The following is a 16,549-nucleotide window of genomic DNA, read 5'->3' on the forward strand; positions in this document are numbered from 1 at the left end:
TGAGATAGAAAACTTACTCTTGAATATTCACGTAGTAGGTTTTTTTATTTTAGTAATATGTAATATATAATATATGTATATAAAATGAAACAGAAATGAAGGATATAAAAAATGAATCAAGATAGAAAATGGAATATCGTTGGGGGAAGAGTGATTAAAACTGGGATTGCAGTTTTTCTTACAGTGTTAGTTTGTGAATTTTTTAACATTCCAACTATTTTTGCTGTAATAACAGCAATTGTTACAATTGAACCAACTGCAACAGACTCAATAAAAAAAGGGCTTATTCGCTTTCCGGCCTCAACAATTGGATCGGCATATGCCATGACGTTCATATTTTTCTTAGGTCATCAAGCAATTTCTTATGCATTAGCTGCGATGTTTACGATCGTTACATGTCAAAAACTAAGGTTACATGCGGGAACATTAGTCGCAACTTTAACTGCTGTAGCTATGATTCCAATTACGGCAGATCATTATTTCACTGCATTTTTAATTCGTTTAGCTACTACATCTACTGGTAATAGTATCTACTTTAGTGAATTTTTTCATTTTCCCACCACACTACACGAAAACGATTTTTGGATGTACAGAGGATCTATTTGCTAAAACAGCAAATATTATGGAAGAATGGATTACTGCATTAGTTGCAGGAAAAGGTATGAAAAAGGAGACCGCTCAGGATTTATCTAAATTGACTGTACTATTGCATAAGGCGATACAATTTGTTCAATATGAGCAGAAAGATTGGAAATATCATCAACATACAAAGAAGGAAATGAGAAGCTTTTTAACCATGCAGAACCAACTTCATATATTACAGCAAATCATTTACCATATAGATAATTTAGCTCGAGTGTCAATTGAGACTTGTGACTGGTCACAAAGTGAAAGGGAAATATTACAACGAACAATTCATTCTATAATTGCTATATTGAGAAACCGTTGTAATGAAATTGATGAGGAACATTTGACACTTATTGTTGAATTAGACAAGCAATTTTGGAGTTATAAAAATGATTTAAAAGATTATAAACCAAATCATTATCATCACCATTTTTCAAGTGAGTCTATTATTTTATTTGAGGTATTATCTATTCATGATATGTTAGAAGAATTAAAACAAATATCCGAGAAATATGAGTGGGAAAATCGATTCAATTGATAAGTTTATTTTATTGTGAGGGGAATAATATGACACTTTATATTGCATTACTAAGAGGAATCAATGTCGGTGGACATAAAGTAATCAAAATGGCTGATTTAAAACGAGTGTTTGAATCAATAGGGTTAAAACAAGTGAAAACATATATACAAAGTGGTAATATCGTGTTCGAATCTGAGGAAGATATAAACTTGCTAAAGGACCGAATACAATCTGAAATAAAAAATGAATTTGATTTCGATGTTCCAGTCATGCTAAGAACATATGGTGAATTTATAAATATTATTAAACAATGTCCGTATGAAGTTCATTCATTGTTAGAAGGAGAAAGTGTTCATGTTGCTTTTTTAGCTAATGTACTTTCTGAAGAGGAAAGTAGTCAATTGCTTACATTTAAAAGTGAACTTGAAGATTGCTATATAGATGAGAAGGTTGCTTATTTGTTTTTCAAAAATAGCATTCGAAATTCTAAATTAATGAACCAGTTTCAGAAGTTACATACACCAGCTACAGTTAGGAATTGGCGTACTGTGAATAAATTAAAAGCAATTGTAGAGAGTATGTAAATATAAAAAGATGAGGTTTTCTACATGTAGAAAACCTCATCTTTTTACTTATATTGTTTTGCAACTATGAGTTCGACAATAGGATAAATAAAGAATGAAGAGCAAATTGCGATGAACAGAGGGAGGTTTTTAACGCCATCTAAATTAGCCCCCATAGAAAATCCTTCGGAGAAGATTAATAAAAGGAACATTATAACTACAAGCACAAAATACGCAATTTTAAAGCTTTTATATGTAATTTGTTGGCCCATTTCATCTTGACTTTCTTCTGATACACCGTGGGGATCTCCCCAAGTAATGTGATTAATTAAATTACTAAGTATTAACGAGATAGCAAAAATCGTACCACCCAAAATAGAACCTTCAGTGATGTATTTATATGTGCCATGTACTAGTATTGCAATTAACGCTAAAACAATGATTATAAAAATAGTTTTTTTAGTATTCAATAAATAATTGCCCCCCCTCGATTGTAAAAAACTCTTTACAAATATAAGTATAAAATCGGAAAAGTATCATGTCAAATACTTTTTACATATAATATGTAAGTATGCAATATTTTGGTTTTATGATAAATAAAAAATTACAATACATTTGAATGTAAAAGAATGGGCTCGCATATATTTGGAAGGGATGTCAGATTAATTTAGGGGGTAGTTATGTCTATACTTTTAAAAGCTGGTGCAGATGCAGGAAACAACGGTTTGAAGTTAATGGTGAAAGGGCAAGACCCTATTTTTATTCCGAGTATTTATTCTTTATATATAGGTGAGCCGACAGGACTCTTAGATGAGGTAGATGTTTCATTATCTGAATTAGAAAACCACATTGATGTGACTATAAGTTCACCATCGTTAATGCTTAATAATGTACGATACATCGTTGGAGAAAAAGTCATTCAAGATCAATTAAAAGGTACTGAGGTAGAGAAGAAATCAAATAAGTCAACGGATGAGTTAATGGTTATTACAATACTATCAGGTTTGGCGGTAAGCGCTATGCGTCAAAGTCCAACTTCTAGCCATATTAATATTCGTTATGATTTATCTGTCGCTCTTCCTATGCAGCTTATTACACAAGAAATAGCTGCTGAAAATGCAAAACGTTATATGGGAAATCATAAGGTTATTTTCCATTATCCGAACGGACGCGATGTGACAATTAATGTTTCAATTGAGTATTGTAAATGCCTGCCTGAGGGTGCTTCTGGGACGTGGGGCATTGTATACGATGAAGAAGGAAATGTTGTGAAACATAAAATAGAATGTGAGCAAAATCAAGTTTCTGAAATTGATTTTGTAGATAAAACTCTACTCTCTTTTGATATTGGTGCAGGGACGACAGAAGAAGTTGTTTCATTAGGGGTAAATTTCCGTCCGCAACTAAGTAAAGGTTTATCTTATGGTGTAAAAGAGACGTTACTACAAATCATTACGAGATGGAACCGGAAGTATCCAACTAAGACGATTGATAGTATTACAGAATTCAATCAAATTTATTTAAATGATACGCATCCGAGAAATACCTTATTAGTTGAGGAATCACAGCCGGCACTATTAGGTTTAGCAGCGCGTGTCGCAACAGATATTATAAATAAAATTGATGATATGAAAGACGATCCATACGTGTTTATTTATGGCGGGGGTGCAGTAATTATTAAAAATAGTTTAAAAATGATTTTAAAGCAAAAAGGACGACTCAAAAATGTAATCTTTGTAGATAATCCGTTATTTACAAATGCACGAGGGTTATTAGTATATACTTGTTCGCCAAAATATAGAGAGCATAAGCAAAAAGAGTTAGGATTTACAAACTTAACGATAAGTTAGTTGGTGGAAGTATGCGATCTAGGCGATATAAACGTGGTGATCGAGTAAAAATCAATATTCATAAATCGGTATCACCTGAAATGCTTGCGTGGCTGAATAAACAATCAAATCCAACTAATTTCTTCTTTTTTGCTGCGCAGCAATTATTTAAACAAGTAGGAGATATTGACGTTTCAAAAGCTTTACCAAGTAGCCATGTTTTCTCATTATATGTGGAGCCTTCATCCTTATTAAAAGTCGAAGTAAACCCTTTTAAAAACATGACACTAGAAGCAAATACATCCACCGAAAATGCAAAAAAAAAATTATGGGAATCTGTTGATCAATTAGATTGTCCATTTTTTTAAACATAGAAAAATATAAGAAGTCCCATCACTATACATACGAATACAGTGATGGGTTTTTGTTTGTAAATGGAAGGGGGCACAATACAATTTGTGCCCCTTCTGTTAATTATTTGTTTTTCTAAATTTCAGATGTATGTTTAGAAACCGCAGTAATTATGCTTTCCCAATCATTTGGATGATTTTCATGACCTGCCCCTTTAAGAGTTAATAGTACTGAGCTTGGAATTTCATCAATTAGTGCGAGGCCATGTTCAAATGGGAGTGCTGTATCGTCTGTTCCATGAATAACCAATGTTGGTGCTTGTATGGAGTGAAGTACACCTTCATATGCATCATCACCTTGAAGTAAAGCGTGATTAAACATACTTAATAAATTGTTTGCGCGTTCTATTTCTTGTTTTACTTGTGTATAAACTCTATTTTCATCAAATATTCGTTCTGATCCACATAATAGACGAGATCCTGAAACTAAATACTCTGCCACATCATTTTTATTTGTCCAATCAATACTTGCGCTCTTTACATGATGTGTTAAAATCCTTTCATCCATTGGGGGTAAATCGCGAGTATTATTATCAGATCCTATTACACTAGTCGCTAGTAAAGTTAGCGTCAAAATTCTTTCGGGATGTTTTACAGCGGCAATTTGAGCAATCATACCACCTAATGACATACCAAAAAGATGGGCTTTATCAATATGATAAGCGTCTAATACCCCGATTGCATCTTCAGCCATATCTGTTACTGAATAATTTAAAGTGCCAGGTTCATATGTAACAGAGCGTCCAACATCGCGATTATCAAAGCGAATAACAAATTTTCCTGTGTTCGCCAACTGTTCACAAAATTCTTCATCCCAATATATCATTGAACAAGTAGCTCCCATAATTAATAAAATAGCGGGATCATTAGAGTTACCGAAGCTTTCTGTACATATATCAATACCGTTTATTTTAAATATCTTTTCACTCATAAAGTTATCCCCATTTCTTTTGAATTTAATTAATAATACAGTTTTGAATAATTCTAAGATGTGTGTAAGATTCTTTTTGAAATTCATCCCGCTATTTGCCGGGCAGTAAGAGCCCGATTGGTGAGGAATGATTAAAGTTTTACTTTATAATGCTTTTTGCATAATTACCCCCAAAAATAAGTATATGGTAATTCAAGGCAAAAAATTTTGAGAAATAATTGTATGTTATTAAAATAAACAGTAAGGAGGAGAGGAAATGAAAGCAATTGTTATTGATCGATATGGCAGTGTTGAAGAATTAAAAGAAAGACAAGTTTTAAAACCGGTTGTTAAGAATAATGAGGTATTAATACGTATTCATGCAACATCTGTTAATCCAGTTGATTGGAAAATAAGAAAAGGTGACTTACAAGAACAGTTACGCTTTTCATTTCCAATCACTTTAGGATTAGATGTAGCTGGAGTTATTGAAGAAGTTGGAGAAGATGTAGAGTGTTTCAATATAGGAGATAAAGTGTTTACGAAACCTGAAAATATAGGAAGCGGCTCTTATGCTGAATTCATTGCAGTACAATTAGATTTAGTATCACATATGCCTAATAATATTAGTTACGAAGAAGCAGCTTCTATTCCTCTTGCAGGACTTACAGCGTGGCAAAGTCTTGTAGATTACGCAAAAATAAAAGAAAATGACCGTGTATTCATTCATGCTGGAGCTGGTGGCGTTGGAAGTTTGGCAATCCAAATCGCAAAATCATTTGGAGCTTTTGTTGCAACGACTGCTAGTAGTAAAAATAAAGAATTTTTACAGTCTTTAGGAGCGGATCTCGTTATTGATTATAAAAAAGATAAATTTGAAGAACTAGTATCAGATTTTGATATTGTGTTAGATACAATAGGTGGCGAAGTGCAAGAAAAAAGTTTTCGAATTATTAAACCTGGTGGTGTTCTAGTTTCCATTGTTCATGAACCACTACAAAAAGTAGAAGGAATAAAATCAGGATTTTTATGGCTAAAACCAAATGGAAAACAATTAGAAGAATTATCAGCTTTAATTGTAAACGGGAAAATCAAACCAATCATAAGTAAAGTGGTGCCATTTAATGAAGCAGGAGTTCGAGAAGCTCATATTTTGAGTGAAGGACAACATGTTAGAGGAAAGATTGTAGTTAAAGTGGAATGATAATCAAGATTACAGCTTATAGAGTAACTAGATTTGAATAACGAAAAAGCTCAACAATAGATAATATTCCATACTATACATTTTCATTTGCGGGTATTATTTATTGTTGGCTATTGTGATATTACTTCTAACAAATACTGTTTCGTATTGTATCGTGTAATTTCTCTAATCCAATTTCCATATCTTTCTCGTTTAACATTGAATAGCTAATTCTTAATTGGTTATCATTTGTTTCGTAGTTTAATAGACAAGCTGTTCCTGGTAAAAAAGAGACATCTACTTCATTTGCTTTTTGTAATAAGGTAAAGGGATCTATCGAATCAGGTAGTGTCACCCATAAATTAAAACCTCCATTTGGTATTTCAAAGTGTAGTTCTTTTAATGGCGATAATATATCAATTGTTAAATCACGTCTCATTTGTAAAGCTGTACGTAATTTTTCTAAATGGTTTTTCATACGCTCTGCACGTAAAAACGGTAGAAGTGCCTTTTGTGTTAATAAAGGACTACCGATATCCATTGAACCTTTTACTGCATATAGCCATTCAAAAATAGGACCATCGGCAATAAGTGCCGCGATACGCAGTCCTGGTGCTAACGTTTTACTAAATCCTTTTATATATATTACGTGGCCATCCTTATCAAAACTTTTGATTGGGGGCGGGATTATAGCATCCTCAAAATATATTTCTCCGAAAGAATCATCTTCAATAATAAAAAATTGATATAGCTCCGATAGTTCTATAAGTTCCATTCTTCGTTCTTTACTCATTACTGTACCTGTCGGATTCTGGAAGGTGGGATTCGTATACAATAAAACGGGATTTTTACTTTGACAAATATCATCAATTAAGTCGGAGCGAACTCCATGATTATCAAGAGAAACGGGAATGATTTGAACACCTTTATTGATGAAAATATCAAGCGCAGCACTGTAACATGGACTTTCTACCAATACAATATCTCCAGGTTTTAATAATGTTTGAGCAATTAAATCAATTCCTTGTTGTGCTCCGCTTGTAATTAATAATTGAGATGGGTCCGTCACTAATTTCTGGTGTTCATTTAAGTAATTTGCTATTTCAACTCGCAATTCATAATCGCCTTGAACTGGCCCATAAGTTGCTAACAACATCGGATTTTTATCCAGCAATTTATGCATTTCATCTGCCAAAAATGGATTTGGTAACAGACGAGGATACAGAATTGCTTGTGAAAAATTATAATATTTACGGTGCTTATTCATTGCATATTGAGAACGCATAACATTAATCGTTTTCGTTTGTTGCCATTTATACGGAATTGGTTTGAAATCTTTCTTTACCCGTTTATATATGTAAGCACCTTTTCCTTGTTCGATGCGTATATACCCTTTCGTTTCTAACTGTTTATACGCTTTACGAACTGTTAATACATTGATTTGTAAATCTGTGGCCATACAACGTAAAGAAGGAAGAGATTCACCATGTGAAAGCATACCACTTTGTATTCTGTCAACAATTTGCATATATATTTGCTTGTAATACGGTATGTTTGTTTCTTTACGCAATACAATCTTCATAGGTTCACCTATTTTTCTTTTTAATTTAATTAAAGCGAAAAATATATAGGGAATCAACTACAACTTGAAGTAACTGTTATATGTACCGATACACTGTTATACACCATAGCCTCTATACTCATTTTAAGAGTAAAAAGGAGGAAGTAAAATGGTCATTTTTAATTACATTTTAGTATGTATTATTTTCGGGACAACATTTTTAACGATTAAAATTGGAATTGAAGCAGGGGCGCCACCGTTGTTTTCAGCAGGAATTCGCTTCTTTTTAGCGGGTATAATCCTTATGATTATTTTTAAATTAAAGCGAAAAGAAATTATGCCACATATATTTTCAAAACGTATTATGTATGCTGGATTTTGTTTAACATTTATGACATTCGCAAGTTTATATTGGTCAGAACAATATATTTCTTCGGGATTAGCTGCTGTTCTTTCTGCTACGGGACCAATGATGATTTTATTAATACAAGCAAAGAGGAATAGGGAGAAATTACAAAAGGAACAACTCGTTGCTTTAGTTATTGCACTAATAGGTGTTATATTTGTTTCTTTACCAGGAATGCATCAACAAGTAAGTTTCATATGGAGTATTGCTTGTATTGTTTTAGTTATAGGAGAGTTATTTTACGGAATAGGCTCTATTCGTTCGAAAGAAATACTTTCAGATTTATCAAATGTATCACCATTTCTTATTAACGGAATTCAAATGTTTTATGGAGGGATTTTACTACTAATCGCATCTATTATTGTAGAACAACCAAATGTAACTGTATTAACTTCATGGAGTGTACAATGGCCTATTTTATATCTCATATTTATCGGATCAATCGGTGGACACGGATTATATTACTGGCTCTTATCAAAAACAAACCCAGTATTTCCATCGACGTGGTTATATGTATCACCGTTAATTGCAATAATTGTGGGATATATCATTTTAGGAGAGCCTTTAAATCCTACAATGGGAATGGGGGCTTGTCTTATATTGATTGGTGTATTTTTGGCCAATCGTTCAACACTACGGACTTATTTCAAAAAAGGGCGGTTATTAGAGAAGGAGATGTAGTTTAATAAAGCAACAGCCCTGTATATTACAGGACTGATAAAATCAAAAACACAGTTGGAAAAATAACCAACTGTGTTTTTGATAATTAATTCACTTTTTTAATAAAGCCTTTATAATGACGTTTTACAAGCTGGCTTTCTAACGTCTTCATAGTTTCTAGTGCTACACCGACAATGATAAGTAAGCTTGTACCACCAATTTGAGCAGAAGGTGGTAACGTAGCAATTTTCGTGAATACGAGCGGTAATATAGAAATTGCACCTAAGAAAATTGCACCAATAAATGTTAATCGGTATAAAATTTTAGTTACATATTGTTCAGTTGCTTTACCAGGACGAATACCAGGAACATATCCATTTTGCTTTTTCAAATTCTCAGCCATTTGTTCAGGATTTACTTGAATAAATGCGTAGAAGTATGTGAAAGCAACGATAAGACCGACATAAAGTGTCATTCCAATTGGATGTGCGAAATCAAGATTTGCAACTAACCATTTTGATACGCTTGAATCAGGGAAGAGCTGCGCAATTGTACGCGGCGTCATTAAAAATGCAGAAGCAAAGATAACTGGTATAACACCAGCACTATTTACTTTAAGCGGTAAATGAGTGTTTTTTGCTCCTTGATATTGATTGTTTCCTGAAACAGCTTTTGCATATTGGATCGGTATTTTACGTACAGCTTGTTGAATGTAAATAACACCAACAACTATCGCTAAAATTACGAGTCCAATTAAAACAATTTTTATTATGTGCATAAATAGCTGATCGCCAGCATTTTGGAATTGTTGTAAATAAATTTGATTTGCAACATTTGGAATCGCGGCAACGAGACCTGCGAAGATAATCATCGAAATACCATTACCAACTCCGTTAGCGGTAATTTGTTCGCCTAACCAAAGTAAAAATGCAGTACCTGCAGTTAAAACTGTCGCAATAAATAAGTATGTAGTCCAGCTTTGATCTGTTATTAATTGTCCACCTGCTATATTATTAAAGCCATAAGACATTCCGATGGCCTGTATGAATGCGAGAATGATTGTAAAGTATCGAGTGAATTGAGCTGATTTCTTACGGCCCATTTCTCCTTGCTTTGCCCATTCCGAAAACTTAGGTATAACATCCATTTGTAGTAATTGTACTATGATGGAAGCTGTAATATATGGTGTAATACCTACAGCAAAGATTGAGAAATGTTGCAATGCTCCTCCACCAAATACGTTTAACATACCTAGAACGTTAGCTTGATCTTGTACTTTTAATACCTCTGCGTTAGTATGAGGAACTGGAATAAACGTGCCAATTCGAAAAACGATTAACATCGCTAGTGTAAAAAGGATTTTCCTTCTTATCTCAGCTACTCTCATGAAATTTGAAATCGTACGAAACATTATGTCGCCTCCTATATTTTTATCAGTAAAAAACTGATTATTATACCCTATGAAGTAACCACAAACCTCCTTCCGCACTAAATTCATTTGACAAATGGATTTTCATACACTTTGTAGTTTTCACGGATATAAAAATATAAGGTGTTATATAAGCGACCTTTACACTTTACGTAATCATTCAATACCCATAATATATCGAATAAATTAACAAATGTACATACATACGCATTAAAAATGAATAAATAGGGTCATTTTTTACATTTATTTAATGATAAATTGATAGGACATTATTATTCAAGATTGTTATACATGTTATCAATTAAAGTTTAGCCCGCATTAACTGGTAGCCCGATTGGTTCAACTAATAATCAGTGGGGATGAACAAAACCACCGCTGATTAAAGTTTCACTTTATGTGATTAGAAAATTCTTTTTGTTTAAGAAGGAATAAATATTAAAGAAAGCTAAATAAACAGTGTACGTATTTATAGGGGAGAAGATGTAAATGAAAGTTGTTATAAAAAAATTACCAACATTAGAAGTAGCATATATAAGACGAACTGGTAGCTACTTTGAACTGCAAGATCACTGGGGAAAGTTACTGAACTGGTCAATTGAAAATAAACTGTATCCACCAGAGCAATCATTTATCGGAATATCATTAGATAATCCTGAACTTGTTGCAAGTCATAAGTGCCGGCATGATGCATGTGTTACGATTCCTGAAAACTTCGATAAAGAAAAGTATCATGATGTGCAATTTAAAAGATTAGATGGAGGTACATATGGTCTATACCAGTTCTATGATGAACCTCATAAATTAAGTGAAGCGTATCAATACATGTATGCAGAGTGGCTACCAAATAGTGAGTATGATGCAGATTATGATAGAGATAATTTAGAGTTTTGCTTAAATAATGTTGCTGAAGATTTAGAAGGAAAGTTAAAGGTTGATTTATTTGTGCCAATTAAAAACATACAAAAAAACAAATAACTTCATTTGTGGCTTTAAAATGAAATTGGAATAGTAGTGAAAGAAAATCTGTTTTCGAAGATAATATTTTTAGCGTAGAAATTTAAGTATGAAGGTTGCAATGAAAGGAGAATCCGCATGGATACATTTGTAAATGAAAAGTTTTATGAAACGAGAAATCAATTAGTTGAGGAAATTTCTTTGTTGAGTGATGCTCAATTTAATAGGAAACCAGATAAGGATAAATGGAGTATTGCACAAGTTTGTCATCATTTAGTTTTATTAGATGAGAGAGTGATAACAGTTATTTCCTCAGGGTTAAAAAAGTTAGATAGTACCCAAAATGAGCGTAAAGAAATTCATAATATTTTATTAGATAGAACGAAAAAGTTTATAGCTCCAGAAATGATTGAACCAAGTATAGAACCATTTGAAGTGCAACAAATGCTCAATATGCTAAGCAAATCAAGAAAAGAATTGATGCATTTCCTGAGTACAATAGAAGATGAGTCTGTATTAGCGAAAAAATCAGTGATGCATCCAGCTCTTGGAGAATTGCCCCTTAATCAGTGGATAGAACTGATCTATTTGCATGAACAGCGTCATATTTCACAAATAAAAGAGATAAAATTGCTTTGTGAAATTGAACAGTAAAAATTATTCCCTATTTATTGATACGTAGTATAAACAGGGGAAACGGTTGATTCATATTGATTCAGAAGAAAACAAAAATAGAATGAAATTAGTTGAAAGTGACCAATAAGCTTAAGAAAATATGAAACTATCCGATTTTCTGTATAAGTGTAACCCCGTCTTAAATGAAGAGCGGGGTTATTTTTTTTGAAAGTACACTTCACACGCTTAAGGAAGGAGTATTCTGTCAGAAAACGATAAAATACAATTCTGTTAGGGGATGTATGCAATTTATTCTCTTTATTTTTGCAACAGAACCACCTTCAAAATTATCTTTTGTAGTTGAAGTTTCCTGAATAATAAGTTACATTTTTAAAGTTCAAGCAACTTTATGAAAGTACAAAAAGGGGAGAAATATTATTATTATGCAAAAAATGAAATGGAAGAACTATGTATGTTACTTTGTAATTCTATTACTGCTTGGAACGGCAATAATAGTCAAACCATCTATCTCTAAGGCTGAGGAATCTGAAGTTAATATTACATTGTTAGGTACTGCAGATATTCATGGTAGATTTATGCCTTGGGATTATGCGCTGGATGGAGCAAATATGAGTGGAAGTTTGACGCAGCTTTATACGGTTATAAAGAAGGTTCGTCAAGAAAATCCAAATACCATATTAGTAGATGCCGGGGATACAATTCAAGGAAACTCAGTAGAATTATTCAACGATAAGCCACAATCGCCAATGATGGTAGCGATGAATACAATGGGATATGATGCCTGGGCATTTGGAAATCATGAATTCAACTTTGGATTAGATACATTGAAAAAAGTTAGTGAGCAATATAAGGGAAAAACGTTAGCAGGTAATATTTATAAGGAAAATGGAGAGCGCTTTCTTCCTGCATATACAATTGTAGAAAAAGGTGGAATTAAAGTCGGGATTATTGGTATGAATACCCCAATGATTAGTGACTTTGAAAAAGGGACAGATCACTTAAATGGTTTAGTGGTGAAAAATCCGGTAGAAGAGACGAAAAAGGCAATTAAGGAATTAGAAGGTAAAGTAGATGTAATGGTAGGAGTTATGCATATGGGACTAGAAAATGAGAATGGTATCCCTGGTACTGGTGTTCAAGATATTGCAAATGCTTGTCCGGAACTAAGTGCTATTTTTGCGGCTCATATGCATAAACTTGTAAAAAAAGAAGTTGTAAATGGCGTAATTATTACAGAACCAGATAAATATGGAACACATATTTCACGTATTGACCTTACTTTTACAAAGCAAGATGGGAAGTTGGTTTTAAAAGATAAAACTGCTACCGCTATACCTGTAAAAAATGCTGATGGAACAACGATATTATCTGATCCTACACTTGAAGAAACACTAACACCTTTTCACGAATATGCGAGAGGAGATGCAAATGTTGTAGTCGCTCAATTAAAGGGTAGAAATCTTGTTCCTGAAAATGAAATAAAGGGTATCCCAAGTGTTCAGATTCAAGAAACACCTTTATCAGATTTCTTTCATGAAGTCATGCTCTACTACAGTAAAGCAGATGTAGTAGCCCATCAAATTGATAATGATTATGCCCGTTTGGATACAGGTCCTATTAAGAAAAAAGATATTGCGTATAATTACCAATATGCCTTGGGAGAAATTACAGTATATAAGATTTCTGGAAAAGATTTAAAAGACTATATGGAATGGGCAGCAGGATATTTTAACTCATCTCGTGCCGGAGATGTAACCGTTAGCTTTGATAAAACCCGCCGTGCATCTAAATACAGTACGAACGATTTCTTTGGAGGCGTAAAATACGAAATTGACTTAACAAAACCATACGGAAGTAGAATTACAAATTTACGCTCTATTCGTACAAACAAACCAATCAAAATGAGCGATGTTATGACGCTGGGAATGAATGCATATAGAATGGAGGCTCTTCAGGCAAAAGGAGGAGCTTTAGAGGGGCGTAAGTTTGAACAAATTTGGTCATCTAAACAAGAGAATGCATTTGGAGAAACAGGTGGAACCATTCGTAACCTTGCTATTACATATTTAAAAGAGGTAAAGAACGGTGTATACACACCAAAAGTTATGCGTAATTGGAAAATTACTGGTGTAGATTTACATTCTTCAGAGCATAAGGCTGTAGTTGATCTTGTGAATAAAGGGATTTTAGAAATTCCAAAAACAGAAGACGGAAAATACACAAATATAGCATCTATAAATACGAAAGACTCAATTTCAAAAGAAGAGATTGTAGCACTCTCACAAAAAGCAAATATTAATCCAAATCAGTTTAAGCATATAAAAACGAAAGGTGAATTTTACAAAAAACTTAGTAGGATTACTAAAAAAATATAAATTATAAGGTTTCTTATAGTAATTGTTATTTTAATAACATTAAACCCACTCTTACAATAGTAAAGAGTGGGTTTTTATGTTGTTATTTAGAGGTAAGTATACTTTTATTACAATGAATATAGATAATTAATAACTAACCAATTGGATGAGCGCCTATAAGGACTCTCTTTTATTCAAATTAATGTACATATGTGTTCCGTTCATTATTTATAATATTGACCACAATTTATGTAATTTTGCATAATGTTACATAAATTGTGTATTTTCTCTTTTTTCCGACAGAAATAGACAGTATACTTTGTACAAGCTTTCTATTTCAAAAATTATACGAGGTGAAATAATGAAAAACAAAAAGACATTAACTAAGGTAGCATTAACAACAGGATTAGCTTTAACAGCTATGGCACCATATGGTGTAGGTCATGCGGAGGAAACAGATCAACTACAAGTTCAAATTCAGGAAGAATCGTTCCGTTCGGGTGAACTGACACAACCGTCACAAAAGACACCAGAAAATGTAGTAAAGGATGCACTTAAGGAGAAAACAGAGCAAGCTCTCTCCCAAAAACAAGTCAATGGAGAAGCAGGAGTAGATTATAAAGTCCTTCAAAAACGTGGTTCGTATGATGGAACTACACTTGTACGTATGCAGCAAACATACGAAGGAAAAGAAGTATATGGCCATCAATTAACTGCACACGTAGATAATAATGGTGTTATTAAAAGTGTTTCAGGTGATAGCGCGCAAAATTTAAAACAAGAAGAATTGAAAAAACCTATTAATCTATCAAAAGATGAAGCAAAACAATTTATTTATACGAAGTACGGGAACGATATCAAGTTTATTACTGAGCCAGAAGTTAAAGAGGTTATTTTTGTTGATGAAAATAATGGACAAGCTAAAAATGCATACCAAGTTAAATTTGAAGCTGCAACACCAAACTATGTTTCTGGTACTTATTTAGTAAATGCACAAAATGGTGATATGTTAAAAAATATGGTACAAGAATCTAACTTAAAAGCCAGTGACAAACTAGTTGGCGCTTTAAAGAAAAGTAAACAAAGTAGTCTTACATCATTAACCGGAACAGGAAAAGATGATTTAGGTATTAATCGTTCATTTGGTATCTCTAAACAAAGTAATGGCAAATATGCTCTTGCTGATTATACAAGAGGGCAAGGAATTGAAACATATGATGTGAATTACAGAGATATTACTAAAGAAGAAAGCTATTATCCTGGTACATTAGCGACTAGTACTTCGGCAACATTTAACGATCCAAAAGCAGTAAGTGCTCATTACTTAGCAACAAAAGTATTTGATTTTTATAAAGATAAATACAAGCGTAATAGCTTTGATAATAAGGGACAAAAGGTAGTTTCAGTTGTACACGCTTGGGATTCTGAAGAGACGAATGATCCGAAGAATTGGCAGAATGCATTAAGTGCTAATAATGGAAGTATGCTTGTATATGGTGATCCTATTGTTAAAGCATATGACGTAGCTGGACATGAATTTACACATGCTGTTACTTCTAGCGAATCTAATCTTGAATATTACGGGGAATCCGGTGCGATTAATGAGGCACTATCTGATATTATGGGAACATCTATTGAGAAATACGTAAATAATGGAAACTTTAACTGGACAATGGGAGAACAAACGGGATCTGTTTTCCGTGATATGGAAAACCCAGCTTCTGTTCCATCTTCACTTGGAGTACCTTATCCAGATGATTACAGTGAATTTAACGATTTTAATGGATGGGATCAAGGCGGTGTTCATTTTAATTCAAGTATTATTAATAAAGTTGCGTATCTCATTGCAAAAGGCGGAACTCATAACGGAGTGACAGTTAAAGGAATTGGTGAAGATAAAATGTTTGATATTTTCTATTATGCAAATACTGATGAGTTAAACATGACTTCTAATTTCAAAGAATTGAGATCAGCATGTATTCGAGTGGCAACTAATAAATATGGTGCAAATACAGCTGAAGTTCAAGCAGTTCAAAAGGCATTTGATGCAGCAAAAATTAAGTAATTTAGAAATATAGTTATCATTCATACATTAATACATTATGAAAAAACAGTTAATATCATTTTAAGGATATTAGCTGTTTTTTTACTTAGCAATGTATTGTTGGAAATAAACTGACTAAGCAATAATTAGGTGCGTTATCTGTAAGAAGTTGCGACAAATAAATAAGGTTTAAAGTGTGTAAAAACAGAAAATTAATAATATATTGACCTCTTGATAGAAAGTCTATAAAATGAAAGCGATAACAAACGATTGCTTTAAAATGATTTCCCTGACCTTTTAGCATTTACAAATATATGAGGGCATACACAAATCTATTTTTTTAAGCATTAATGCAAACGTTTTCGTATTAAAAGGTCATTGAAATACATACGTGAAAATAGCCAATATGGAGGTGAATTAAAAGAGATTTCTAGATTAATTTAAGCAGTGTTATTCAGTGTAA

General features: G+C 32.9%; 13 protein-coding genes and 1 pseudogene. 10 read left to right on the forward strand and 4 right to left on the reverse strand.

Going from position 1 to position 16,549, the window contains the following annotated elements:
* Window positions 1-111 precede the first annotated feature (111 nt).
* Together MRP26_RS15715 and MRP26_RS15720 are read left to right on the forward strand one after the other, a co-directional pair.
* Window positions 112-1,165, forward strand: a pseudogene (locus MRP26_RS15715) (aromatic acid exporter family protein).
* A gap of 29 nt (window positions 1,166-1,194) precedes the next feature.
* Complete coding sequence (locus tag MRP26_RS15720) at window positions 1,195-1,731, forward strand: DUF1697 domain-containing protein (RefSeq protein WP_242806295.1); 537 nt, start codon at window positions 1,195-1,197, stop codon at window positions 1,729-1,731.
* A gap of 44 nt (window positions 1,732-1,775) precedes the next feature.
* On the opposite strand, the gene MRP26_RS15725 is transcribed toward MRP26_RS15720, so the two are convergent.
* Window positions 1,776-2,180 (reverse strand): hypothetical protein, encoded by a 405-nt coding sequence (locus tag MRP26_RS15725; RefSeq protein ID WP_242806302.1) that lies wholly within the window; start codon window positions 2,178-2,180, stop codon window positions 1,776-1,778.
* Window positions 2,181-2,390: 210 nt separating this feature from the next.
* Between MRP26_RS15725 and MRP26_RS15730 the strand changes: the two genes are divergently transcribed.
* Both MRP26_RS15730 and MRP26_RS15735 read left to right on the forward strand, forming a co-directional pair.
* Window positions 2,391-3,560, forward strand: a complete 1,170-nt coding sequence (locus MRP26_RS15730; protein WP_000025623.1) for a ParM/StbA family protein — start codon at window positions 2,391-2,393, stop codon at window positions 3,558-3,560.
* 11 nt (window positions 3,561-3,571) lie between these two features.
* On the forward strand, window positions 3,572-3,907 hold the full coding sequence (locus MRP26_RS15735; protein WP_001257761.1) for a hypothetical protein: 336 nt from the start codon (window positions 3,572-3,574) through the stop codon (window positions 3,905-3,907).
* 118 nt (window positions 3,908-4,025) lie between these two features.
* On the opposite strand, the gene mleBCA is transcribed toward MRP26_RS15735, so the two are convergent.
* A complete protein-coding gene (mleBCA, locus tag MRP26_RS15740; RefSeq protein WP_098033243.1) occupies window positions 4,026-4,880 on the reverse strand; it encodes a BCA family alpha/beta fold macrolide esterase in 855 nt (284 codons plus the stop codon).
* Window positions 4,881-5,136: 256 nt separating this feature from the next.
* On the opposite strand from mleBCA, the gene MRP26_RS15745 reads away from it, so the two are divergent.
* Complete coding sequence (locus MRP26_RS15745; protein WP_029442511.1) at window positions 5,137-6,063, forward strand: NADP-dependent oxidoreductase; 927 nt, start codon at window positions 5,137-5,139, stop codon at window positions 6,061-6,063.
* A 127-nt stretch (window positions 6,064-6,190) separates the two neighbouring features.
* On the opposite strand, the gene pdxR is transcribed toward MRP26_RS15745, so the two are convergent.
* Window positions 6,191-7,624, reverse strand: coding sequence for a MocR-like pyridoxine biosynthesis transcription factor PdxR (pdxR, locus tag MRP26_RS15750; protein WP_071732140.1), 1,434 nt, complete (start codon window positions 7,622-7,624; stop codon window positions 6,191-6,193).
* 148 nt (window positions 7,625-7,772) lie between these two features.
* On the opposite strand from pdxR, the gene MRP26_RS15755 reads away from it, so the two are divergent.
* Window positions 7,773-8,690 (forward strand): DMT family transporter, encoded by a 918-nt coding sequence (locus MRP26_RS15755; RefSeq protein ID WP_000234337.1) that lies wholly within the window; start codon window positions 7,773-7,775, stop codon window positions 8,688-8,690.
* Between the two features lie 85 nt (window positions 8,691-8,775).
* Here MRP26_RS15755 and secY read toward each other — a convergent pair whose 3' ends face one another.
* Complete coding sequence (gene secY / locus MRP26_RS15760) at window positions 8,776-10,080, reverse strand: preprotein translocase subunit SecY (protein WP_000490135.1); 1,305 nt, start codon at window positions 10,078-10,080, stop codon at window positions 8,776-8,778.
* Between the two features lie 504 nt (window positions 10,081-10,584).
* On the opposite strand from secY, the gene MRP26_RS15765 reads away from it, so the two are divergent.
* The 4 genes from MRP26_RS15765 to MRP26_RS15780 all read left to right on the forward strand — a co-directional run bounded on the left by MRP26_RS15765 (window position 10,585) and on the right by MRP26_RS15780 (window position 16,107).
* Window positions 10,585-11,073 (forward strand): AraC family transcriptional regulator, encoded by a 489-nt coding sequence (locus MRP26_RS15765; RefSeq protein WP_063547470.1) that lies wholly within the window; start codon window positions 10,585-10,587, stop codon window positions 11,071-11,073.
* A 117-nt stretch (window positions 11,074-11,190) separates the two neighbouring features.
* The gene (locus tag MRP26_RS15770; RefSeq protein ID WP_078401462.1) at window positions 11,191-11,706 is read left to right on the forward strand and encodes a DinB family protein; all 516 of its coding nucleotides are present in this window, start codon (window positions 11,191-11,193) and stop codon (window positions 11,704-11,706) included.
* Window positions 11,707-12,110: 404 nt separating this feature from the next.
* Entirely contained in the window at window positions 12,111-14,063 is a 1,953-nt protein-coding gene (locus tag MRP26_RS15775) for a bifunctional metallophosphatase/5'-nucleotidase (protein ID WP_242806304.1), read from the forward strand.
* Between the two features lie 340 nt (window positions 14,064-14,403).
* Entirely contained in the window at window positions 14,404-16,107 is a 1,704-nt protein-coding gene (locus MRP26_RS15780; RefSeq protein WP_078401464.1) for a M4 family metallopeptidase, read from the forward strand.
* The last annotated feature ends 442 nt before the right edge of the window (window positions 16,108-16,549 follow it).

This window comes from Bacillus sp. CCB-MMP212, assembly GCF_022748145.1.
Classification (GTDB): Bacteria; Bacillota; Bacilli; order Bacillales; family Bacillaceae_G; genus Bacillus_A; species Bacillus_A cereus.